At 40.8% G+C, this 22,683-nt stretch carries 26 protein-coding genes; 18 read left to right on the forward strand and 8 right to left on the reverse strand.

Going from position 1 to position 22,683, the window contains the following annotated elements:
* Positions 1 to 155: 155 nt before the first annotated feature.
* Positions 156 to 1,100, forward strand: a complete 945-nt coding sequence (locus ACFVAD_RS04290; RefSeq protein ID WP_386636445.1) for a DUF6612 family protein — start codon at positions 156 to 158, stop codon at positions 1,098 to 1,100.
* 58 nt (positions 1,101 to 1,158) lie between these two features.
* Here the strand turns inward: ACFVAD_RS04290 and ACFVAD_RS04295 are convergent, their stop codons facing one another.
* Complete coding sequence (locus ACFVAD_RS04295) at positions 1,159 to 1,713, reverse strand: hypothetical protein (protein WP_386636447.1); 555 nt, start codon at positions 1,711 to 1,713, stop codon at positions 1,159 to 1,161.
* A gap of 115 nt (positions 1,714 to 1,828) precedes the next feature.
* Between ACFVAD_RS04295 and ACFVAD_RS04300 the strand changes: the two genes are divergently transcribed.
* From ACFVAD_RS04300 to ACFVAD_RS04310, 3 genes are all read left to right on the forward strand, one after another.
* Positions 1,829 to 2,755: a phosphatidate cytidylyltransferase gene (locus tag ACFVAD_RS04300; protein WP_386636449.1), complete on the forward strand. Its 927-nt coding sequence runs from the start codon at positions 1,829 to 1,831 to the stop codon at positions 2,753 to 2,755.
* Positions 2,756 to 2,817: 62 nt separating this feature from the next.
* Entirely contained in the window at positions 2,818 to 3,381 is a 564-nt protein-coding gene (locus ACFVAD_RS04305) for a sugar O-acetyltransferase (RefSeq protein WP_386636614.1), read from the forward strand.
* 137 nt (positions 3,382 to 3,518) lie between these two features.
* Positions 3,519 to 3,917 carry a hypothetical protein gene (locus ACFVAD_RS04310; protein ID WP_386636451.1) on the forward strand — a complete coding sequence of 133 codons (399 nt, stop codon included), beginning with the start codon at positions 3,519 to 3,521 and terminating at the stop codon, positions 3,915 to 3,917.
* A 59-nt stretch (positions 3,918 to 3,976) separates the two neighbouring features.
* Here ACFVAD_RS04310 and ACFVAD_RS04315 read toward each other — a convergent pair whose 3' ends face one another.
* Positions 3,977 to 5,119, reverse strand: a complete 1,143-nt coding sequence (locus ACFVAD_RS04315) for a glycosyltransferase family 2 protein (RefSeq protein WP_386636453.1) — start codon at positions 5,117 to 5,119, stop codon at positions 3,977 to 3,979.
* 402 nt (positions 5,120 to 5,521) lie between these two features.
* Positions 5,522 to 5,959, reverse strand: coding sequence for a cell wall hydrolase (locus ACFVAD_RS04320; protein WP_386636455.1), 438 nt, complete (start codon positions 5,957 to 5,959; stop codon positions 5,522 to 5,524).
* Positions 5,960 to 6,168: 209 nt separating this feature from the next.
* Here ACFVAD_RS04320 and ACFVAD_RS04325 point away from each other — a divergent pair, with 209 nt between their 5' ends.
* The 7 genes from ACFVAD_RS04325 (at position 6,169) to safA (ending at position 11,823) form a co-directional block, all read left to right on the forward strand.
* On the forward strand, positions 6,169 to 7,086 hold the full coding sequence (locus ACFVAD_RS04325) for an ABC transporter permease subunit (RefSeq protein ID WP_386636457.1): 918 nt from the start codon (positions 6,169 to 6,171) through the stop codon (positions 7,084 to 7,086).
* A gap of 47 nt (positions 7,087 to 7,133) precedes the next feature.
* Positions 7,134 to 7,988, forward strand: coding sequence for an ABC transporter permease (locus ACFVAD_RS04330; RefSeq protein WP_386636459.1), 855 nt, complete (start codon positions 7,134 to 7,136; stop codon positions 7,986 to 7,988).
* A 193-nt stretch (positions 7,989 to 8,181) separates the two neighbouring features.
* On the forward strand, positions 8,182 to 8,829 hold the full coding sequence (locus tag ACFVAD_RS04335) for an SDR family oxidoreductase (protein ID WP_386636461.1): 648 nt from the start codon (positions 8,182 to 8,184) through the stop codon (positions 8,827 to 8,829).
* Positions 8,830 to 8,898: 69 nt separating this feature from the next.
* Positions 8,899 to 9,474 (forward strand): YdcF family protein, encoded by a 576-nt coding sequence (locus ACFVAD_RS04340; RefSeq protein WP_386636463.1) that lies wholly within the window; start codon positions 8,899 to 8,901, stop codon positions 9,472 to 9,474.
* A gap of 93 nt (positions 9,475 to 9,567) precedes the next feature.
* On the forward strand, positions 9,568 to 10,080 hold the full coding sequence (locus ACFVAD_RS04345; protein WP_386636616.1) for a threonine/serine exporter family protein: 513 nt from the start codon (positions 9,568 to 9,570) through the stop codon (positions 10,078 to 10,080).
* Complete coding sequence (locus ACFVAD_RS04350) at positions 10,077 to 10,829, forward strand: threonine/serine exporter family protein (protein ID WP_386636465.1); 753 nt, start codon at positions 10,077 to 10,079, stop codon at positions 10,827 to 10,829. The genes ACFVAD_RS04345 and ACFVAD_RS04350 overlap by 4 nt, the downstream gene beginning before the upstream one ends.
* A 373-nt stretch (positions 10,830 to 11,202) precedes the next feature.
* Positions 11,203 to 11,823: a SafA/ExsA family spore coat assembly protein gene (gene safA, locus ACFVAD_RS04355; protein ID WP_386636467.1), complete on the forward strand. Its 621-nt coding sequence runs from the start codon at positions 11,203 to 11,205 to the stop codon at positions 11,821 to 11,823.
* A gap of 251 nt (positions 11,824 to 12,074) precedes the next feature.
* On the opposite strand, the gene ACFVAD_RS04360 is transcribed toward safA, so the two are convergent.
* From ACFVAD_RS04360 to nagA, 4 genes are read right to left on the reverse strand one after another with little or no spacing between them, the layout of a single operon-like run.
* Complete coding sequence (locus ACFVAD_RS04360; protein ID WP_386636469.1) at positions 12,075 to 12,809, reverse strand: sugar isomerase domain-containing protein; 735 nt, start codon at positions 12,807 to 12,809, stop codon at positions 12,075 to 12,077.
* Positions 12,810 to 12,824: 15 nt separating this feature from the next.
* Entirely contained in the window at positions 12,825 to 13,553 is a 729-nt protein-coding gene (locus ACFVAD_RS04365) for a GntR family transcriptional regulator (RefSeq protein ID WP_386636471.1), read from the reverse strand.
* 19 nt (positions 13,554 to 13,572) lie between these two features.
* Positions 13,573 to 14,310: a glucosamine-6-phosphate deaminase gene (gene nagB / locus ACFVAD_RS04370; RefSeq protein ID WP_386636473.1), complete on the reverse strand. Its 738-nt coding sequence runs from the start codon at positions 14,308 to 14,310 to the stop codon at positions 13,573 to 13,575.
* Positions 14,311 to 14,316: 6 nt separating this feature from the next.
* Positions 14,317 to 15,507 (reverse strand): N-acetylglucosamine-6-phosphate deacetylase, encoded by a 1,191-nt coding sequence (gene nagA, locus ACFVAD_RS04375; RefSeq protein WP_386636475.1) that lies wholly within the window; start codon positions 15,505 to 15,507, stop codon positions 14,317 to 14,319.
* Between the two features lie 201 nt (positions 15,508 to 15,708).
* Here nagA and nagE point away from each other — a divergent pair, with 201 nt between their 5' ends.
* The 4 genes from nagE (at position 15,709) to ACFVAD_RS04395 (ending at position 18,595) form a co-directional block, all read left to right on the forward strand.
* Complete coding sequence (gene nagE, locus ACFVAD_RS04380) at positions 15,709 to 17,064, forward strand: N-acetylglucosamine-specific PTS transporter subunit IIBC (RefSeq protein WP_386636477.1); 1,356 nt, start codon at positions 15,709 to 15,711, stop codon at positions 17,062 to 17,064.
* A gap of 103 nt (positions 17,065 to 17,167) precedes the next feature.
* Entirely contained in the window at positions 17,168 to 17,677 is a 510-nt protein-coding gene (locus ACFVAD_RS04385) for a GNAT family N-acetyltransferase (protein ID WP_386636479.1), read from the forward strand.
* A 17-nt stretch (positions 17,678 to 17,694) separates the two neighbouring features.
* Positions 17,695 to 18,033 carry a hypothetical protein gene (locus ACFVAD_RS04390; protein WP_386636481.1) on the forward strand — a complete coding sequence of 113 codons (339 nt, stop codon included), beginning with the start codon at positions 17,695 to 17,697 and terminating at the stop codon, positions 18,031 to 18,033.
* 10 nt (positions 18,034 to 18,043) lie between these two features.
* On the forward strand, positions 18,044 to 18,595 hold the full coding sequence (locus tag ACFVAD_RS04395; RefSeq protein ID WP_386636483.1) for a GNAT family N-acetyltransferase: 552 nt from the start codon (positions 18,044 to 18,046) through the stop codon (positions 18,593 to 18,595).
* Between the two features lie 96 nt (positions 18,596 to 18,691).
* Here ACFVAD_RS04395 and map read toward each other — a convergent pair whose 3' ends face one another.
* On the reverse strand, positions 18,692 to 19,444 hold the full coding sequence (gene map, locus ACFVAD_RS04400; RefSeq protein ID WP_386636485.1) for a type I methionyl aminopeptidase: 753 nt from the start codon (positions 19,442 to 19,444) through the stop codon (positions 18,692 to 18,694).
* A 172-nt stretch (positions 19,445 to 19,616) separates the two neighbouring features.
* On the opposite strand from map, the gene ACFVAD_RS04405 reads away from it, so the two are divergent.
* The 3 genes from ACFVAD_RS04405 (at position 19,617) to ACFVAD_RS04415 (ending at position 22,670) form a co-directional block, all read left to right on the forward strand.
* Complete coding sequence (locus tag ACFVAD_RS04405; RefSeq protein ID WP_386636487.1) at positions 19,617 to 20,240, forward strand: TetR/AcrR family transcriptional regulator; 624 nt, start codon at positions 19,617 to 19,619, stop codon at positions 20,238 to 20,240.
* 290 nt (positions 20,241 to 20,530) lie between these two features.
* Positions 20,531 to 21,421 (forward strand): GNAT family N-acetyltransferase, encoded by an 891-nt coding sequence (locus ACFVAD_RS04410; protein WP_386636489.1) that lies wholly within the window; start codon positions 20,531 to 20,533, stop codon positions 21,419 to 21,421.
* Position 21,422: 1 nt separating this feature from the next.
* Positions 21,423 to 22,670, forward strand: a complete 1,248-nt coding sequence (locus tag ACFVAD_RS04415; protein WP_386636491.1) for a GNAT family N-acetyltransferase — start codon at positions 21,423 to 21,425, stop codon at positions 22,668 to 22,670.
* Positions 22,671 to 22,683 lie beyond the last annotated feature (13 nt).

The raw sequence follows: 22,683 nt of genomic DNA on the forward strand, positions 1-22,683 counted from the left end.
TAACTAAAATTACATTTTATGTAACTTTAGTTAAGGAGAGTCGTAGATATAGTGGAACCCCTATCAATAATTATTTTGAAAAAATGTTATATTTACCCTTTTTCGGGATAAGAAGTAGGGTGGATAAAAAAGAAACGTGAACAGGAGAGGATCAAGTGAGAGAGTTGAAATTGTGGTTGGTTGGTATTCTGGCGGTAATGATGTTGGCTGCGTGTGGAAATTCAACGGCCGGAAATGGTGAACAGAATAATGCGTCATCAAACAATAAGGAAGCCGACAATGCAGCAGAGGCAGAAGAGCAGGATAATACGGAGAACGAATCCATGACGGCTGATGAGGTTCTTCAAAAATCAATGGAAGCAATGGCAGCACTTAACAGCTATAGCATGGAGATGACTTCCGAGCAGGAAATCACGATGGAAGGGGAAGAGCCGATCAATATGGTCACCTCCACCAAGACGGATATGACACTTGATCCTGTTGCGATGTATCAAGTAAACTCCGTGGAAGATGCAGAAAGCATGATGGAGGGAATGGAGACGGAATCTTACTTTACTGCAGACGGTTTTTTCATCTTTGACCAGACGGCAGGGCAATGGTTTAAGATGCCTGATGAGTTTGCTTCAGAATTGAATTCCTTATCTGACATGCAGACCAATCCTGCCCAGCAGCTTGAGATGCTGAAAGGGTATTCCGATGAAATGAAGCTGACGGAAGAGGGGGATGTATACATACTTAACTTCTCTGGTTCCGGTGAGCAATACAATGAAATGATCTCCATGTTCGGCAGTATGATGGGCGAGGAGATGGGTGGCATGATGGAGGAGATGATGTCCATGATGTCTATCAATCAGCTGGACTATGAACTTCATATTGACAAGGAAACCTTCTACCAAACTAAGATTGTCATGATGATGGATATGGAAATGGATATCGAAGGGGAAAAAATAACAAGCATCCAGAACATGAATTCAACCCTATCAAATTTTGATGAGGTTGGCGATATCACCATTCCACAGGAGGTTTTGGATACTGCCGAAGAAATTTCCCTTGAAGATATGCAGCAGATGGAAAACACCAATCAAGATGGTGGTGTGTAAGGAGAATAGAAAAAGGACGTAAGCAGTATATGGCTTTTCGTCCTTTTTCATGGACCAGTCATTTTACACGTAATTTAACAGGCTCATAATCATACAGTTTCCCTTCATACATCCATTCCAATCTATCGCTTTTGCGGAAGTCATCCGGTGTGGCCAGGGAAGGGAGCTTATCCCAGAGCTTGATTCCGGATCTGTGCAGGACATCGGAGACAAATTGCGAACAGAAGTAAGTGGAGTCGATTTCAACCGGTTCATTGATGGAAACGCCCAAAACACCCAAAAGGTTATAGAACCATTTCTTCTCCTTCTTCTGAAACACCCCGATGATGCGCCTCATCTTCTCAACCTCTCTTTTTGTAACAGGAAGTTTATAGATGACACATGTGGTGCCGGGATAATTACGGTAGGTACCGAACTCGACATCCTCTTTGACAAATCCGCCATTCAGAGGGTTACTCGGTTTCTTACGACCAAAACTGTATAGCTCCATCAGGTCTGAATCAAAAGACAACGATACGTGATTGTAGGGTGCCTTTGTGTATTTTTTTATGGAACGGGTAAACAGTGTACCGGTATCTGTCAGTAATATATAGACGTGTGCTTGGTTCATCATTAATCAAACCCCAGACTTATAGAATAATAGAAAGAATTCTCCCTTTTATTATACAATTTCTCTTGACCAAATTTAACCATTAATTTCATAATAAAGGAGAGATAGGGGGAAAAACATGTTCATGTTCGAAATAGAAGCGGTCATTACCTTGCTGGTCATTGCCTTAGGGCTTATTATTTTCAGCCTTGCTTTATTGATTGTTAAAAAGAAAAATCCATCAAAGGATTTTTCTGATCTGTCTGTCAGGTCAAAAACCTGGTGGGGGATGCTTGTGGTCTTCAGTATTGCCACACTTTTTCATCCTATGGTTTCATTATTCGCACTGATGTTTTTATGTTTCTTTTCATTAAAAGAGTATTTTTCCATATTAAAAACCAGGAAGGTTGATCGACAGCTTTTTCTTTGGGCATATCTTTCGATTCCACTGCAGTTTTATTGGATCTATATAGGCTGGTATGGTATGTTCATTGTGTTTATCCCGGTTTATGTCTTTCTCTTCTTGCCCCTTCCTCGAATCCTGGGAAAAGGGACGGTAGGTTTTCTTCGTTCGGTTAGCTCCACTCAATGGGGATTGATGCTGATGGTGTTCGGATTGAGTCATCTTGCGTTCTATCAGACGGCATCACCAGAATACGGTGCCAACCTGGTACTCTTTTTGGTAGTCCTTACACAACTGCATGACGTGGTACAGTTCCTCGTATCCGTCTTTATTGGAAAAAGGAAGGTCGTACCATCCTCCAACCCGAATATTACCTGGGAAGGATTTATCATTTCCACCTTTGTGACGACAGGAGTCTCCTATAACCTGTATGCCTACCTTACACCTTTGGATGAGCTTTTCGGGATTTTATCCGGTTTGATTATTAGTGTTGCCTGCTTTGGAGGAAGCTTAGCCGTTTCCGTGTTAAAACGGGACCTTCTGATCGGAGAGAACGAAAAATCCGCTGTGATTAAGAAAAGCTATTTGACGCGCGTGGACAGTCTGGCATATTCGGCACCGATTTTCTTCCATGTGATACGATATTATTTTGACTTTATGTAGGAATCAAACATGATACGATAGATGCATCAATTATAGAAAGATTGAGAGGTGGAACAGTAATGATGTTTAGTGAAAAAGAAAAAATGCTTGCTGGCGTTTTATATGAGCCATGGGACGAGCAGCTTCAGGCCGAAAGAATCGAAGCCAGAAGACTTGTAAGATTAATAAATGGAACAATGGAAACTGAAGGTGACAAAAGGGTCCGGTTATTAAAGGAGCTTTTCGGCTCCACAGGGGAACATGTATTTCTAGAACCGAATTTCCGTTGTGATTACGGCTACAACATCCATGTTGGGGAGAACTTCTTTGCCAACTTTGACTGTTGCATTCTGGATGTTTGCAAAGTCGAGTTCGGTGACAATTGCATGCTGGCACCAGGTGTCCATATTTATACAGCTACACATCCGATCGATCCAGTAGAAAGATGCAAGGGACCTGAATACGGGAAGCCCGTCAAGATTGGAAACAATGTCTGGCTTGGAGGCTCATCTGTCATCAACCCAGGTGTAACAATAGGGGATAATGTAGTGGTAGCGTCAGGGGCAGTAGTGACAAAGGACGTTCCACCAAATGTGATTGTTGCAGGAAATCCTGCAAGAATCATTAAAGAGATTGAAGTAAAATAATAGAAAGTATCATGAATCAGTGGAATCGTTGCATATAATGTAACGATTCTTCTTTTTTATGCCATTATTAGCAAAAGGATTTTCACTCCTTTTTATCGAAACATACATACTAGGAGATTTGGAGCGGGAGGGACGAGTTGTTGGAAAAAGAGGAGCATTCATTATTTGATCAGCCGGTTATTGCCTTCGGTTTACCCATACTAATCATGCTTTTCGGCGTTTTTTTGCTTGTGGAAGCCCATAACTCCGGAAAGCTCAAATACATACCTGTCGTTTTCATTCTGCTTGGGCTGTCAGAAATCATTCGGGCCGTTATGAGACGCCACTACCGCCCAACCAAGAAGAAGCGTGCAGAAATAAACCAGAAAAGTGGACATGTCGCCTATATACTGATGGCCACAAGCGTGGTTTTATCTGTGCTTCTTTTGATCATGGAAAAGATATCGGTGGAAATGGTCCTCTATGTCCAGCTTTCCATGGCGATTGTGGTGTACCCGCTGTTGAAGCTGATTCTTCTTGTTAGACATTTTGACTGAAAAAAGAACCCCTTAGCCTGAGTGCTAATGGGTTCTTTTTGTGGAAAGGGAGGCACCCTTTATTTTTTCAATTCTTTCAAAGAATAAAAGGTGCCCCTCCAGACGATTCCACCCCTTATGGCTGTCAGAATGGTAGCTCTGATAATACTGTAGATGAATAGAACTGCTGTGATGGGAAGGGCGATAAAATACTTGTTGGCACCTTTCGTCATTTTATCAGCAGTCTGATTATAAGAAAGAAACAACATTAGAATACTAAATGCGTATAAAGTTCTTGTAGCCCCATCTGTCATGAACAAAGCCAGATAAGGCCAGATTTGTGAAGCAAAAAGTCCGGTAATGGCGATCAGGACCATCAGGTAGCTATAGAATAGGCCTGCAAATGTATTTTTTTCAAGTCCAATCAATGCGGACTTCAAGGAAGGGTACCATTCTACGGACAGATTCTTCTGTGCCAATGCCAGGTGCTGTCTTTTACCTGCCCTTTTAAGCGCTTTTCCTAGTATAAGGTCATCATCCGGGCGCATTTTCAACTGTTCATGTGTACCTGCATGAAGATAGGCTTCACGAGCCAGGAGATTGAAAGCGCCAATTCCGATAGCCGTTTTACTTTTTGGGTCATTGGATTTCCATGGCCGCTTGAAATAGGAAAAACCAAAAAGGAAAAAGGAGACAAAAGCGTTTGTCCAAAATCCTTTCCCTTTAAGATTTGGAGCCAACGTCAAATGATCAAGCTCTTCTTGATATAGATATGAAAGCGCCTTGGCAATCGTGTCCTTTTCATAATAGATATCGGCATCTGTAAACAGGATGAGCTCCCCTTTGCTAGCTGTAAACCCCTGCTGAAGGGCGTGATTCTTTCCAAGCCAGCCTGAGGGAAGAGAGGAAAGGTGGATTACATTCATTCTTGGTTCCTTTTCTGCTACCTGATCCAGTATGACTCCAGTCTGATCTGTAGAACGGTCATTGACGACAATCCATTCAATGTGGGGGTATGACTGTGAGAACTGGGAATGAAGACTGCCCTTGATGTGTTCCTGTTCATTTCTTGCAGCAACAATGATGGAGAGCAGAGGACCACGTTTAATCGTTTTTTGGTTTATTGGAATCTGTTCAAGCTTGGTTATTTTTTTCATGCCAATGGCTGCATCAATCCATACAACTAACCAGAATATGCAGGTGAAAGCCGCTAAGTAGATCATCCATTCACTCCCCTTGTTTACCTATCATAGCAAAACAAGAAGGCAAGAGACAAAAACTTAATGTTTTATGGTAGAATATAGAAAAATGTTTTTGGGTGTGATTTCATTGATTTGGGTATTTTTTCTATCGTTTACTTTACTTGTTGCCATTTTCTTTTATTTTTTGAATTTATCATTAAAGAAGCATCACGAGATATATGGAACAAAATTTGTTCGCCCTTCCATGTGTGTGGCCTGCGGAAAAGAATTCTTCAATGGCAGCTCCAATTTTTGTGATGAATGTAAAAGAAAAAGAGGAGCTAATGCTTGATCTATATAAAAAGGGAACTCCTGTTTTAAACCTGGAAGTTCCCTTTTTGTTTTGTTTTGCTGAAAAACATTCAAAAATAGGTAAGCTTATACTCAGGTATAAACGCTGGCACATGTTCCAGGTTTTGGTTCATAATAACAATGCTGTTTAAATTGACCTGCAAAAGGTTGATCATACCATGTTGGAGGACAAGGTGCATATGGATTGAAATACCAAAGTGCATATTTCCCTGGGTGTTGTCTCCAGTAATCCAAATTCTTTTTAGCTAATCTTTTTTCAACACCTCTCGCTCTGTTATAAAATACATTCCCCTTCTGAACAGCTTCAAAAGAATAATTACCGCCTTGTACTTGAAAAATAACTTGAGGAATGGTTCTTACTTGTTTAAAGTCCAAACAATCCGCTATTGCTCGATTCACAATTACATTGCCAACATACAGCATTCCTTGTTTTCCTTCGCCTTCTGCTTCCGCACGCATCATTCTTGCCATTAAGGCCACGTCTGAATCGGTATATTTTACTCTTGCCATGTATCTCACCCCATCCATATTGTATGAAAAAAGCCTAAATTGATGTCATTATTTAAGTGTTTTTACAATATATGCATCCAAACGGAACCCGTTAATATTGAAACCTTTTAAAATGAATCGCATCTAATTAAGAATTTTTTGACAATTAACTTTTAATATATAGTACAATATTCATAAAAATGGTCGATTTTTTGAAACGGAGGGTATTTATGGAATTAAAAAAAGAAACTTTGAGACTAACGGCTGCAGTCATGATTGCCATTGTGTTTTTAATTTTGATGGTGTTCTTTCCTAGAACGCAGGAAATAATGGTATATGGACCTGCCGGGACATTGGATTTTGGATATAGACTGGACATTAACCAGTATAAAGCAGACATCGTTCAATATTTTCAACATATTTGGAAGGAGAAAAGCTTAGGCGGGACGATGTTTCAAACGGTGAGTGTGGAAGAGGAAATTGCACGCTATTATCCTAAAAGTCTGCTTATAATAGGTATCTCCTTTCTATTAAGCATAGTTTTGGGAGTATGGAAGGGGATATTCGATTACCGGAACATGAATACGAAAAAAAATCTTCTGGGGAATGGCACTACATGGGCTTTTCAATCCATTCCTGATTTCTTTGTTGTGTTCGTCTTCTTTTGTATTTCCTTTTATTTTCTTCCTCATGAAAGAATTTTCAGCAACAGCAACTGGTACAGCTTTCTGGCACCAGCCATTCTTGTATCCATCTACCCGACCATGTATGTGGCAAGGCTGACCTGTGTATCCCTGCTTAACCAGGATGGACAAGATTACATTCGGACAGCATTTTCAAAAGGCTACAAAACCAAACAGGTGATATATAGACATATTCTTAGAAATAGTTCAATAGATTTGGTGGGCAATCTGCCTACCATCATGATTGTCATCATCTCCAACCTTTTGATGGTAGAGTACCTCACAGGTTTTGAAGGAGCGGCAAACCGGCTATTCGTAGCCATGGGGGGCAGACAGATTTCCGGATTTACAGCTCCTATAGAAGCAGAGCTAGTCCTGGGGTTGGCAGTTTGTTTTATGCTTACTGTCCTAGCTGTACATATACTGAAATTGGCATTATTAGCAAAACTGGTTAAACAGGGGTGAGGTATACAGTGCTACATAATAGATACTTGTTTATAGGAACATTTTTATTGTTTATTTTAATTCTTATAGCAGTGGCCGGCCCTTTTATTCCTTATGTCAAAGAAGGTATTGAAGGCTCACGGGTGCTTTTCCCTGAGCGGGGTGTGATTGAGACTGCACCATTCCCACCCTCTCCGGATTTTCCAACCGGTTCGGACCGTGAAGGCAGAAATCTTATCAGTGTGCTTGTTATGGGGGCAAAGGACACGCTGGTTGTCATCTTCTGCATCGCTTTTATCCGATACACCTTTGGAATAATATTAGGGACGGTCGCTTCTTTCAGTGGCAGGTTCCTCACTAATCTCCTGAACATTTGGGACCAGACATTTTCAAGCCTGCCGGTCATTTTTTTCACGATTCTTTTTCTCAATCTTCCTTTCTTGATTTTTTTAGAAACCCGCTTCTGGATAGTGATCCTCAGTATCGCTTTGGTGGAGGTTGGAAGGGTAGGTGTGCTGATCAGGGACCAGCTCCTGCAGATAAAAGGGACTCCATATGTGGAAGCGGGCATTGTAGTTGGGCTAACCCCAATTGGCTTAGCGAAAAACTATTACCTTCCCAATCTGCTGCCGACACTTATCGTCAACTTCTTCTTTGATATTGGAAGAGTGGCCTTGATTATAGGCCAGCTTGGAATTTTCTCGATATTTGTGACCCAGGAATTCGTTCAACTTGGATCAGGGTGGGGAGAAATCAGGAATACAAGCTTCAATTGGCCAACCATCCTGGGAGAAGCGAGAAAGGACATCTACACAGCCATCTGGATTCCCATAAACGCCGCCGTAGCTATCATGTTTGTTGTGTTCACTTTCAATATCCTAGGTGAAGGACTTAGAAAATATTTCCATAGATTAGGTGCGTAATGAAATGAGGCATGTCAAAGTAGTTCAATGGGCACTTCCTTCGTAAACTCTCATATGGATGAATGATTTCCCTTCTACAGGGTAGTATTATAAAAAGAATGCAACCACTAGCAATCTGTCATAAGCAGTACTTTTGCATATGGTTGTCGCTTCTGAAATAATGGCTAATAAACCTTGAGGGAGTGTGATAGGGATGAGAGTACTAGTGGTTGGTGCAAATGGGCAGATAGGTTCCAAGCTGGTAAGAATGCTTCAAGAGGATGATAGATATACACCTGTTGCCATGGTTAGAAAAGAAGAGCAGTCTGAGAAATTCCAAAGTGAAGGCATTGAAACCGTACTTGCCGATCTGGAGGGACCGGTAAAGGATCTAGAAAATGCAGTGAAAGGAAATGATGCAATCATTTTCACCGCAGGATCTGGTGGCAGTACAGGTCTCGACAAAACCTTGCTCATCGACCTTGATGGTGCAGTGAAGGTGATGGAGGCTGCAGAAAATACACAGGTAAAACGGTTCATCCTCGTAAGTGCCCTACAGGCCCACAATCGGGATAACTGGAACGAAGAAATAAGACCATATTATGTGGCCAAGCACTATGCCGATAAAATGTTGGAATCAAGCAGCCTCGATTATACAATCGTCAGACCTGGAGGGCTTATGAACGAACCTGGTACCGGCACCATACAACTGGGATTGAACCTTGAAAGGGGCACTATTCCACGTGAAGATGTTGCAAGAATGTTATTGGAGGTTCTATCGGCCCAAAATAGTTATCGTACAGCTTTTGATGTCATCTCAGGTGAAGTTGCCATTGAAAAAGCTGTAAAAGAAATTAACTAGTGATTTTTTGAAACCAAAGCCCCTATTCATTCGTTAAATTAATAGACGAAAGAAGAGGGGTTATTATTCATGAAAAAGAAAAAATGGATAAAGTGGCTATTACCATTCGCAATTATTTTAGCCTTATATATTGTGATTGTTCACATCTTCATTTATCAGACTGCAAAAGAACAGCCTCCAAGCGACCTTGATTATTTGATTGTACTTGGTGCAAGGGTGAGAGGGGAACAGATGACATTGGCATTACGTTATAGAGTGGAAGCGGCTCTGAAATATCTCGAAGAAAACCCCGAGACGAAGGTCATTGTCTCCGGTGGACAGGGACCAGGAGAAGATATCACAGAGGCCGAAGCGATGGAGCGGTATTTTCTAAAGAATGGTGTGAGTGAGGAGCGGGTCATCAAAGAGGGTCTTTCCACGACCACCTATGAAAACCTGAGTTTTTCCAAACAGTTTATGGATGAAGGTTCATCAGTTGCCATCGTAAGTAATGACTTCCACCTATTCCGGGCATCCATCATTGCCGAGCGTCTTGGTTTCCATGAGGTACATACCCTTCCTGGAAAAACCCCTAAAATAGCTATTTTCAAGCTTTGGACACGGGAGTATTTTGCAGTAGCGAAGACATGGTTGGTGGATCGGTAGAAGGGTGGAGTTGGTATCCTTTCAAAAAAAATAGTCAAGGTAAGAGACATCAGGATTTGACAGCCTGATGTTTTTTTTGGGTCTTTGGCAGATTTGCTTTATAATAGGCTTTATCACATTGGTAGAGGTGAAGCAATGGAGTATCTTCTTTCACAGATCATTTTCAGTTTTATTGCTTCGACCGGGTTCGGAGTGATATTTAATGCACCTAGAAATTCCTTGATCCATTGCGGATTTGTAGGAATGGTCGGGTGGATTTCTTACATACTTTTAGCTGATTCCGGAGTGGATCCTGTTATCGCTTCTTTTGTAGGGGCTTTTGCCGTTGCATTGGTAGGCCATATCATGGCGAAAAGATTCCGGATGCCCATGATCATTTTCAGCGTGGCAGGCATCATCCCGCTTGTTCCAGGAGGATTGGCTTATAACGCGATGAGACAGGTGGCTGAAAATGACTATCTGGCTGCTATTCCTCTTGCAGCAAAAGCATTTATGATTTCCGGTGCGATAGCCATGGGACTGGTGTTTGCCGAGGTTATTGTACAAATTTTAATGAAGGCTTTCAGAAAACCGAGTGTGGCCGCTGGTAATGAGGTGGGAAAATGAATGAAATGGTTGAGCATAATGAAGAAAAGGTACTGAAGGTTTGTCTACTGGCCGGCAGAATCATGATGGAAAGCGGCGCAGAGACATACAGGGTGGAAGATACGATGACACGGATTGCTGCGGCGTATGGTATCACGGAAGCACACAGTTTTGTCACGCCTACGGGAATAATTGTTTCCTTACAGGGTGTAAGCCCGACTCAACTGGTGAGAATCAGTAACCGGACCACCGATTTGGAAAAGGTGGCAAGAGTAAATGGTATTTCAAGGAGGATAGCTGGTGGAAGTCTGGACATGGATGAAGCATTTGTTTTGTTGAAAGAGCTGGAATCTGCACAGCTGTTTTTTTCAAATTGGCTTCAAATAGCAGCTGCTGCAATCGTAAGTGGATCGTTCCTTATCATGTTCAAAGGTATCTGGACAGATTTTTTCCCCGCTTTGCTTATTGGAGGAGTAGGCTACACCAGCTTATTGATCATTCAGCATTATACAAAGGTCAAATTCTTCGCCGAGTTTATTTCCGCGCTTGTCATAGGACTCATGGCTTTTCAATTGGTAGCCATCGGAGTGGGGGAGGAATTGGATAAAATCATAATCGGTTCAGTCATGCCACTTGTTCCCGGGCTCCTTATCACCAATGCAGTCCGTGACCTGATGGTGGGTCACTTTGTATCGGGCCTTTCAAAAGGAGCGGAAGCTTTTCTTACCGCGTTCGCGATTGGGGCGGGAGTGGCGGTTGTGTTTTTGTGAGAGGATGTTGGGAAGGGAGCGTTGGTGCTTCCTTCTTTTTCGCAATCAGGATGGAGCCAATGCTGATTGCACACAGAATTTTGTGGTTATGAACCGGAGATGGTATGCGTGAAATGTCGCATATCGCGTTTTATCGATATCAAACTTGTCTAGTTCTGTCACCTTTCAAATTCTCCAATCCATGAACCTCCGTCACACAGGCACAAATAAAGGAAGGGTATACTTCTTCAACTAAACTGAAAGAAAATGAACCGACTGTTATACCCACTCCAAAACTTTCCATTACAAGTAAGACAAACATTCCATAGGTGTTTTTCCTATTTTACAATAATTTCTTCTTTCTCTTTTACATGTTTCATATTAAAGTAATAGTATGAAAACTTTACAGAAAGTCCTCATAACATTGTCGATTGTCGCTATAGTCTTAGGTGGAAATACAGCAGCACTTGCCGCAACTACTCATACGGTACAGTCCGGTGATACGATGTGGAAGATTGCAGTGAAATATCAGGTGGGAGTATCGGAAGTTATTCAAGCCAATCCGGCAGTCAAAAATCCGAATATGATCTACCCTGGACAGAAGCTTAATATTCCAGAATTAGGAGAGGTGAAATCAGCAGAAGAGCAGGTTGCAGCTCTGGTGAACCAGGAGCGCAGCAAGTATGGGCTCAAGCCTATGAAATTGAACTGGGAGTTATCTAGAGTAGCAAGATACAAGTCTCAGGATATGATAGACAAGAATTATTTCAGCCACACATCACCAACATACGGATCTCCGTTTACGATGATGAAGAACTTTGGTATTTCTTACCGAGCAGCAGGAGAAAACATTGCTGCTGGGCAAAAAACACCACAAGAGGTCATGAATGCTTGGATGAATAGTGAAGGACATAGAAAGAATATTCTTTCGAGCCAATACACTGAAATTGGTGTGGGTTATGCGAAAGGCGGCTCTTACGGCCATTACTGGACACAGATGTTTATCTCAAAATAATTGGTCAGGCAGCGAAGCGAATGGAGCTTCGCTGCTTTTTTGTTTTGGAAAAATTCTACGATTCTTCCAAAATATACTATAAAATAGGATTCTCCGTCTCCAAATTTCTCTATTCTTTAGGTATCATATTGATTATACAAAAAGACCCTATAGAGAGCACTTTTTTCAAGTGTCTCCTCTATAGGGTACATTTATGATAGCCAGGCTCTTTTCCTATTGCACCCGAAGTGGTGGGCAATGTTAACTTACTTTTAAAAGAATTCAATTCTCTTTCCATACTTATTTATCAATTCGTTATTGTGATCCTCAGAACCGTCAACATTCCCGCTTTTAAATATAGGAATCTCCAATCCCCGTTTAATAAGGAGTTCAACGGAATTAACAATTATTTGATTCAGGATGGCTGCATTTATGATAGTGGACCCTGGCCCTATACTATTAGTTGAATGATGATGATGTAATGTTATTAAGGCATCTCCTACAGGGATAAGATTATCAAGTGCAATATCAGCTGAAGCCGCTAAATGTAAACCTGTAGAATGACGAGAAGCAAGGGGGTGGTATGCATGAGATGATATAGTCATGACCCTCAATCCCATCTTTTTCCCATACTGGGCAACATCTATCGGGACAGGATTCCTTCCAGATGTGGAGACAACCAATAAAACATCATTTGTTTGGAATGGTTGGGAGGGGAGAAAGGTTTTTGCGAACAAGGGATCTTTCTCTAAATCAGAGGAACGTAGAGCACCCTTATGCAGCATGAGATCTTCCACAAATAAAGGTCTGATTGGGACAATTCCACCTGCTCTATAGAATACTTCTTCTGCGATCATGTGGGAGTGGCCGCATCCAAAAACATGTAGAATACCTTCATTTCCAAAGCAGTCAGCAAGGAGAGAGGATGCCTGCTCTATCTCCATACTGTTTTTTTCCTCCACTTTTGTCAGGAGCTGTTGAACAGCTGATAAATAACTCGTATCCATGATACCTCTCCCTTACTATTCAAATCTCTTCATTTTGATGAAGAATTTATAACGGTCTCCCCTATAGTGGGATTTTACTAGTTCCAGAGGAGTCCCATCTTGTAGAAAAGTATTTCGCTTAATGTATAACATTGGATGATCTTTATTGATTTTTAAAAGTCTGGCATCTTCACTGGAAGCTTGTATGGATTCAATCATCTGATCTGCGTGGGCAATTTCAAGGTTCAGCTTCTCTTCGATATAAGCATAAATGGAAGTGTTTACGACTTCTTCCGTTAGTCCTTTTACTAAATTGGCAGAGATGTAATTTGTCTCAAGTGCCATCGGTTCACCATCAGCCAAACGTATCCTTTTTATCTCATAAACAGGTGCATGTTCCTTAATATGAAGTTCATCAGCTATATTAATGGAGGCTGGCACTATTTCAAAATGAATCAATTCACTTGTCGGGTTCATCCCTCGTTTTTTCATATCCTCTGTAAAGGAGGTTAAGCCCTGAAGTGGCTGTTCGATTTTTTTATTTGCTACAAAAGTGCCGCTTCCTTTTTTACGATAGAGAAGCCCTTCGGTCACCAGTGAATTAATGGCTTGCCTGACGGTCATCCTGCTTATTCCGTAAGCTTCGGCATATTCTCTCTCTGAAGGTATAGTATCTCCAGGAACAAGATTACCTGAGTTAATTTGATCCTTAATGAAAGATTCTAGTTGGTAATAAAATGGTATGGGGGAACTTTTATCAATCATTTACCCTGTTTATCTCCTTTCAAGCAATAATACTGGAGTTCTGAAGAACCGTATTGTCTGCAATAATTCTAACACAAGGATGCTTTTTTAGGATAGATGCAGGAAAGGAGTCCGAAAAGCTGCCATTCATCAGTTGTTCATAAGCTTTGGCTTTGTTCTTTCCAGAAACTAAAAGTAGTATTTCTTTCGCATTCATAATGGAATCTATACCCATTGTAATAGCGTGAGAGGGAACATCTTCCATCGTTTCAAAAAAACGTGCATTCGCTTTTCTAGTCGATTCTGTAAGTTTTACAACATGTGTTCTGCTGTCAAAACTGGTTCCAGGTTCATTAAAACCAATATGTCCATTTTCGCCTAAACCTAAAATCTGGATATCGATAGGGCCATTGTCATGGAGTTTCTGTTCATAATTTATGCATTCTTTTTCGAGATCTTCTGCTTTTCCATTCGGAATATGAGTATTTTCTATACTGATGTTGATATGTTTGAACAAGTTTCTGTACATATATTCGTAATAACTGCTCGAATCATTTTTATCTAAACCAACATATTCATCCAGATTAAAAGTAGTAATACCTTGATAGGGGGTACCATTTTCCTTATGGTCTTTTATCAAATATTCGTAGAGTTTTTTTGGTGTGCTTCCTGTTGCCATTCCTATTACAAGGTTAGGATTCTGTTTTACTTTTTTTATTATTATTTCAGCAGCTACTTGACTTAGGTCGTCATAGGTATTAGCGGTGATAATATCCATTAGGGACTACTCTCCTTTATAAACTAATTGACCCTTACAAAAGGTCATCTTGACTTCGCAATTTTGATTCATGATTACAATATCAGCATCTTTACCAACTTCGATACTACCTTTTCTTTCCCAAACATTGAGTCTTTTAGCAGGGGTGGTAGAAGCCATTCTGACGGCTTCTACTAGTGTACAGCCTGTGAAATTTTTCATATTTCTTAATGCTTCATTCATTTTTAGAACACTTCCTGCAAGTGTGCCATTTTCAAGTAGTGCAGTATTGTTTGCCACTGAGACTTTTTGGCCACCCAATTCATATTCTCCATCTTCGAGCCACTTTGCTCTCATGGAATCTGTTATTAAAAGAATTCTATCTGCTCCCTTGGCAAGATAGGTTGCTTTTACGACAGCAGGGTGAACGTGAATACCGTCAGCTATCATTTCGACTAACAGGTCATCATGGGCAAGTCCCGCACCTACAACACCCGGTTCACGATGGTGGCTGCCTCGCATCCCGTTGTAAAAATGTGTAACGTGCTCTGCACCTGCTTCCATAGCGTCGAGCATTTCATGATAAACAGCATCAGAGTGTCCGATGGAAGTGATGACCTTATTTTTCGTTAAATGATGGACAAATTCTATTCCGTTTGGTTGCTCGGGTGCCATGGTAACCACTTTAATTTGGTTTCCGGATTCAACCTGCCAGCTTTCAAATAGTTGGATATCTGGATTCACAATATGTTCTAATGGCTGTGCACCTGCGCGCTTTGGGGATATAAATGGACCTTCCAAATGTATTCCAAGTAATTCACTGCCTATTAAATCATTCTTATCTATTTTTAAAAAGTTATTTACTGTGCGTAAGGCTGCTTCAATATCAGAACGCTCTTGCGTAATTGTTGTTGCTAAAAAGCTAGTTGTACCTTCCTGAGGCAATGTTGCTGCCATTGTTTTCAATGACTCTTCTGAAGCATCCATCGTGTCAGCTCCGTTTAAACCGTGGATATGGATGTCTATGAAGCCTGGAGCAGCAAACAGATCGGAGGGAAAACGAATTTCCTGCAGATTTTCAGTATTTTGATATTGATCCATAGCTCCGATTTCGAAAATTTTTCCTTCTTTAATTTTAATAAATCCAGTTTGTTGAATTGTTTTCTCTTTTATTAGATTGACGGAAAGCAGGGAATAACTATTTAGGAAAGTACTCATGTAAGTCTCCTTTCACGATTATTATATGTTAATTCTAACAGAATAATGTATAGTTGTATATACCACTTTTAATCTGTTAATCGTTAAACGTTAGATATTTTAAGTGTTTTCCAGAAATATTGGTATAGACAACTATTTAAAAGGTGTGCTAGTATTACTTCGTTGCAAGCACTTACAAAAGGATAAGGAGAATTGATAAAAATGATTGGTTTTTTACAAAAAATCGGAAAATCACTAATGTTGCCGATTGCGGTGCTTCCCGCTGCAGCAATATTATTAAGAATTGGACAAGAGGACTTATTGGATATTGAGTTTATTGCAAACGCAGGGAACGCAGTATTTGCTAATCTTGCTCTTATATTTGCTATTGGGATAGCGATTGGTTTCGCCAAAGACAATAATGGATCTGCGGCCTTGGCTGCTGCAATAGGTTACCTGGTATTAGTAAGTGGTACCCAAGCAATTAATGAAGAGATTGATATGGCCATACTAGGCGGGATAATATCAGGGGTTGTAGCAGGAGTGCTTTACAACAGGTTTCATGATATTAAAATGCCAGATTGGCTTGGTTTTTTTGCAGGAAGACGTTTTGTTCCTATTATTACCGCTACTGTGATGGTAATCTTAGCAGGAATATTTGGAGTCATTTGGGCTCCTATCCAAGAATTTATAAACAACATCGGCCAGTGGATAATAGATGCAGGAGCAGTCGGAGTTGGTATTTTTGGATTCTTGAACCGTCTTCTTATTCCAATAGGTTTGCATCATGTATTAAATAGTTTAGTGTGGTTTGTATTTGGAGAATATAATGGTGCAACTGGGGATTTAAATCGATTCTTTGCTGGTGACCCGTCAGCTGGTATATTTATGGCCGGTTTCTTCCCTGTCATGATGTTCGGTTTGCCTGCAGCAGCGCTGGCGATGGTTGCAACAGCAAAAAAACATCGCCGTAAAGCTGTATCAGGAATGCTGATTGGTATCGCCTTTACTTCATTTTTAACTGGTATTACAGAGCCGATTGAGTTTACTTTCATGTTCCTGGCTCCGTTTTTATATGTCATCCATGCATTGTTGACAGCAAGTTCCATGGTTATTGTTTACTTATTGGATATTAAGCACGGTTTTGGATTCTCTGCCGGTGCCATCGACTTTTTCTTGAATTGGGGAATAGCACAACAGCCGTTGTTACTTTTAATCATCGGCTTAGCTTATGGTGCAGTCTATTTCTTTGTTTTTTATTTTCTTATTAAAACCTTTAATTTAAAAACACCAGGTCGAGAAGATGAAGAGGATATAATTGAAGAAAAGGGAACAGGTGAAGATAAATATTCTGTAATGGCTCGTAATTTTATAGATGATATTGGTGGTAAGGAAAATATTGCTGCTGTTGATTATTGTACAACCAGACTCAGATTAACGATCAAGGATATGAGTAAAGTACAAGAAAATTCATTAAAACAACATGGGGCCAAAGGAGTCATAAAAGTAAACCAAACAAATCTGCAAATAATTGTTGGAACAGATGTCCAATTTGTAGGGGATAAAATGAAAGGGTAAGACCAGTCTAGTATGGCTGGTTTTTTTTATCTATTCAGATTTGAAATGAAATTATATACTAAATAAAAGTAGAAAGCATAGAATACTAGAAAGGTGAATCATCATGGAAAACCCACAATTAGAAATTAGAAATGCAGAGGAAAAAGACCTTCCTGCCATTGTCGACATTTACAACTCGACCATTGAGAGCAAAATGGTTACAGCCGATACAAATGCAATTTCAGTGGAGGACAAGCTTTCCTGGTTCCACGATCATAATGAGGTGAACAGACCATTATGGGTGGTTGTAGACAAAGAGAAGAATGAAATATGTGCATGGCTGAGTTTCCAATCCTTTTACGGGAGGCCAGCCTATCAGGCAACTGCCGAGGTCAGCATCTATCTGCATGAGAACACCAGAGGTAAAGGTCTTGGCGCATATCTGCTGAAATACGCATTGGAGGCATGCCCAGGACTTGGGATTGAAAATCTTCTAGGTTTCATTTTTGCACACAATCTCCCAAGTATCGGCCTTTTCAAAAAATTTGGTTTTAAAAAATGGGGCTATTTGCCGAATGTGGCAGAACTCGAAGGAGTAAAAAGGGATTTGGTAATCTTGGGTAGAAAAATATAGGTGTAAAGGTGATGTGAATGAAATATAAATGGCCATTATTGATAGTTGCAGGTGTATTTTTGGTGACAGGTGTGCTTCTCTCTTTTAATGAAAATGTTCGAGGTGCTGTCAAGCTTGCACTTTTGGGAAAGGAAGTTGTGATCATCTCCACTGAAGAGGAGACTGTGACGGTAATGGCCAGGATGGATGAAGGGGGAGGGTTTCAGGAGGTACTGTCCCTCATTGAAACAGAAGGCTGGCTTCTGACAGATCAGCTTGGCTCCACTTTCGTTTTTACCAGAGGGGACGAGAGCCTCGTTCTGATGCTGAAGATGTGGACAAACCAATATATTGTAGCGGAGATGACAGAAGGGTAGGGGAGAATTGTTGAAACCAGTACCAATGCTCAGGACAGAGCGCTTGCAATTGCGCAGCTTATCATTAAAGGACGCTGATACTATATACAGCTATTTTTCAAATCCGGAGATGACAAAATATTATGGGATGGAGCCATTCCAATCCAGGTTGGAGGCGGATAAATTTATTAAAGACTTCCTGGATGATTATAATATGCTTTTTCGCTGGGGCATTGTGGAGAAAAGCACTAATAAACTAATAGGTACTTGTGGATTCCATGCCATTTCCGAAAAGCACCTGCGGGCAGAGATCGGCTATGAAATAGAGGTGGAACACTGGGGGAAGGGATATGCAACTGAAGCAATCCGGTCGTTAGTACATTATGGCTTCGACACCATGAAGTTTCAGCGAATCGGTGCCAATGTATATCCGGAAAACGTAGGTTCCAGAAAAGTATTGGAAAAGGTGGGTTTCACCCATGAAGGAATGCTTCGCAGCTACCTGTTTCAAGGGGGAAACTTTCATGATGCAAATGTTTTCTCCATTTTGAAAAAGGAAGTGCTGGGAAATAGAGAACAGTAATCCTAGGGTTACTGTTTTTTTCGTACATTTCTTTCGACGGAAATACAAAAGCTAGCGACCAATAAAGATTGACCGCTAGTATAAGCATGAAGTCTATTAATTATCCTGAGAAGTCAGAATCAATGGTCCATCCTTCGTGATGGCGATTGTATGTTCATATTGTGCTGAGAGCATGCCATCGACGGTTCTGGCGGTCCAGCCGTTATCGTCCAGCATGGAAAACCATGATCCGATATTGACCATGGGCTCAATCGTAATTACCATTCCCTCCTTAAGGCGCATCCCCCTGCCTTTTGTTCCATAATGAAAGATTTGTGGCTCCTCGTGTATGTTCCTTCCTATACCATGTCCAGTGAAGTCCCGAACAACAGAATAGTTCCTGCCTTCCACATACTCTTGAATGGCCTGACCGATATCACCTGTCCTGTTGCCAGCAATTGCTTGAGCAATGCCGATATAGAGAGCTTCTTCTGTAACAGTCAGCAAGTCCTTAGCTTCTGTACTTACTTTTCCTACGGGATAGGACCAGGCAGAGTCTGCAAGTGCCCCATTCAAATTGGCCACACAATCTATGGTTACGATATCTCCTTCCTTTAGAGGCTCCTTTCGTGGGAATCCGTGACATATTTCATCATTGATGGAAGCGCAGGTTGAATATTTGTAGCCTCTGTATCCTTTTTGCTCCGGAGTTGCTCCGTGTGCAATAAGATATTCTTCCACAAACAGATCTATCTCAAGAGTAGTAACCCCAGGTTTTATTTTTTTCTTCAGTAGCTTGTGGCACGATGCCAGCAGTTTGCCTGCTTCGTGCATCATAATAATTTCACGTTCACTTTTAATTGTTATCATCCGGTTTCCTCCTCTCCTTCTTTCATTATAGATATCACTTATTCCAGATGTTCGAATAAAGGGTTGTGAAAAAAGTTTTCTTTTTCTTTAGAATTTACTGTCATTTTTTAAAGGATGGTGTATCATTGAAATAATAAACCGACTAGTCGTTTATATGGAAGGGAGAATGGAGATGCCACCTGCAGTTTCCGAAGAGTATAAGGAAAAGAAGAGAAAAATGATTCTCGAAAGTGCTCTGGCTTGTTTTGCAGAAAAAGGGTTCCAGGTCGCTACCATCGATGATATTGTGAAACACTCCGGCATGAGTAAAGGAGCCATTTACAATTATTTCAAAAGTAAGGACGAGATTTATATTGAATTAATGAATGTAAATTCCAACCAAAGCTTTGAGGTGCTCAGGGGGAAGCTTGAAAAACTGCCAACTGCGAAGGAAAGACTCGACCATTTTTTTGAAGTGTTCCGCTCGCAGGTAAAAGTGAATCCTAACTGGGAAAATACAAGTAGGGTACATATCGAGTTTTGGCTAAGCTCGGTTCGGAATGAGTTGACAAAGGATTTCATGTACAATCGTTACCAGATGGTCTATAAAAAGATCTTAACGGATATTATTCAATTCGGTGTCGATAAAGGAGAGTTCCCAGACAAGCTTGATGTAGATTTTATTGGGAATGTGTTTTGGAGCTCTTTCGATGGAATCTGTTTCTATCAATGTGTGATGGAAAATGATGAGCTCTATGAGAGGCTGGTCAACCAGTTGGAAAATGTCATCAACTCCATGGTTAACTCCTTAGAGTAGTTGGATAAAGAGAGAGGAATTTGTCGAAAAGATTAAATTGAACTTTTCGAAAATTCATGCTTAAATGAAAATAAACTGAGTGGTCGGTTTACTCACGCCTTTTTTTACTCTCAAAATAGACTGTCCGGTCAGTTTAAATAGAATTAAAAAGAAACTGACAAGGCGGGGATTGCCCATGTGGATTATCCGTATTAAAGGCTATCTAATCATTATTGAAAAAGAAACAAAGCGGGCGTATGAAGAAATATAAAAGAAAAACAAGCGCTTAAATGACAAAAGGGGGAAAAACATTGTTTACCATCAAAAAATTGAGTGAGTGCAAATTGGAAGAAGCGGTTGCTGCATGGAACACTGGCTTTGAAGGCTATTTTTTTGATGCGAAAATGGATGTGGATCGTTTTACAACTAGACTGGGGCATGAAAACCTATCAGCCTCATTATCGATTGTGGCATTCGACCAGCAAAAGCCGATCGGGATCCTGTTAAGTGGAGTCAAAACCATCGAAGGAAAAAAAGTTGCCTGGAACGGTGGAACAGGAGTAGCAACCGATTACCGAAGAAAAGGTGTAGGGAAATTATTAATCGATAAGGCTCTCGATATATATGATGAAGCAAATGTGGAAGTAAGCACCCTGGAAGCAATAACAGAAAACACAAAGGCCATCAGCTTGTATGAAAAAAAGGGATACAAAATTGTGGATGAAGTGGTGCACTTAAGGACTGAGGATGTTCCTGAATTTTATGGAGCACTGGACTACCAGGCTATTTTCACGTCTGCACATGATGCGCAGTATCTACCCATTTATAAACATGACACCCCATGGCAAAGCCAGTGGTTTTCCATGAGGGAAGGGCAGGCACTACAGCTGTTGAATAACGAGGGGGAAACAGTTGCATACGGGCTTTTCAAAAGGGAGTTTGACGGGGAAGGAACTCTGAAAGCCGTCACTGTCACACATTGTTATGTTAAGGAAGATAAAGGGAATACGGAATACTTGATCGATTCCTTATTTTCGTATTTGTTTCCACCATCCTCCGTCAACTATGTCTGTACCGTGGCATTCTTCGCCATCTCCAATAAAAGGGTTTATCAATTCCTGCTTGATAAGGGATTTACAAAAAGGATAGGCCAGGTCTGGATGAAAAAGGGAATAAAAGAAGGTGTCCGAGGGGGAGTCTAGCGTGGTAAGCATCCGGTCATTATCAAGGGTTGATATTCCTTCCTTTGTAGAGGTTGCCAGGAATGCCTATCCCGGTATGGGAGTGAATACCCTGGAAGATAAACAGAATCTGGTTGGGCGGCTTGAGAAGCAGACGGAATCTGATGGGAAAAATCTTTTTGGGGCATATTCGGGAAACACGCTTGTTGGCGGCATGCTTTTACATGACTTTACGATGAACTTTCTCTCTCATCAAATCGATCTTGGTGGAGTTGGATTTGTCTGTGTGGATCTGCTTAACAAGAAAGAAAAGATCGCCATGGAACTGATCACATATTTTGAACAGTACTATCGGGAAAAAGGAACAGTCATTGCTGCTTTATATCCTTTCCGCCCGGATTTCTATAGGAGGATGGGCTACGGATATGGGAGCAAGATGAATCAATACCGTTTCGCACCGAAAGAATTGCCTAAAGGTCCATCAAAACAAAACATGAAGAAACTCTCGGAAGAAAACGTTGGGGAACTTCACAAATGCTATTCAAGGTTTTCTTTGAAAAACCATGGCATGATTGTGCGGTCCGAGGAAGATATGTTGAGGTTATTCCAGGATCCCAAGCTTAAGATTTTTGGCGTCTGGCAGGAAGACGAATGCAAGGGGTATTGTGTATTCTCTTTTGAAAATAGTAAGTCTGGTAATTTCATCTCCAATCATATCCTAATGAAAGAATTCGTTTGGGAGACAAGGGAAGCATTAATGGAGCTTTGCACGTTTTTACAGTCGCAGCAGGATCAGATTCACCAGATTATCTGGAATACTCAGCAGGAGGCTTTTCACTTCTTGCTGAATGACCCAAGAAACGGCTCTGATAATCTGATGCCACATGTTTATCATGAAAGCAATGCAGCGGGTGTGGGGCTCATGTATAAGGTATTGGATGTTCGGGCATTGTTTGAGCAGACTACTGCAGATTCCTTCGGTTCGGCAAACTTGAATGTCAAATGGTGTGTGACGGATACTTTTGCGAAACTTACTCATGAAGCATCGGTCAATTTCCACGATGGGTATGCAGTTGTAATGGAAGATATAGAACCGGATGTTATTGTAAAGCTATCAATCAGTGAATTTTCATCTTTAATCATGGGTTCAACTAGTTTCACAGATTTATATCAATTTGGATTGGTTCAGCTTTCTGATGACAAATATCTCAAAGAATTACACTTGATTTTTTCAGCATTACCAAAACCAATATGTATGACAGGCTTTTAAACGGGAGGGAATT

It is taken from the genome of Sutcliffiella sp. NPDC057660, assembly GCF_042800035.1.
GTDB lineage: Bacteria > Bacillota > Bacilli > Bacillales > Bacillaceae_I > Sutcliffiella_A.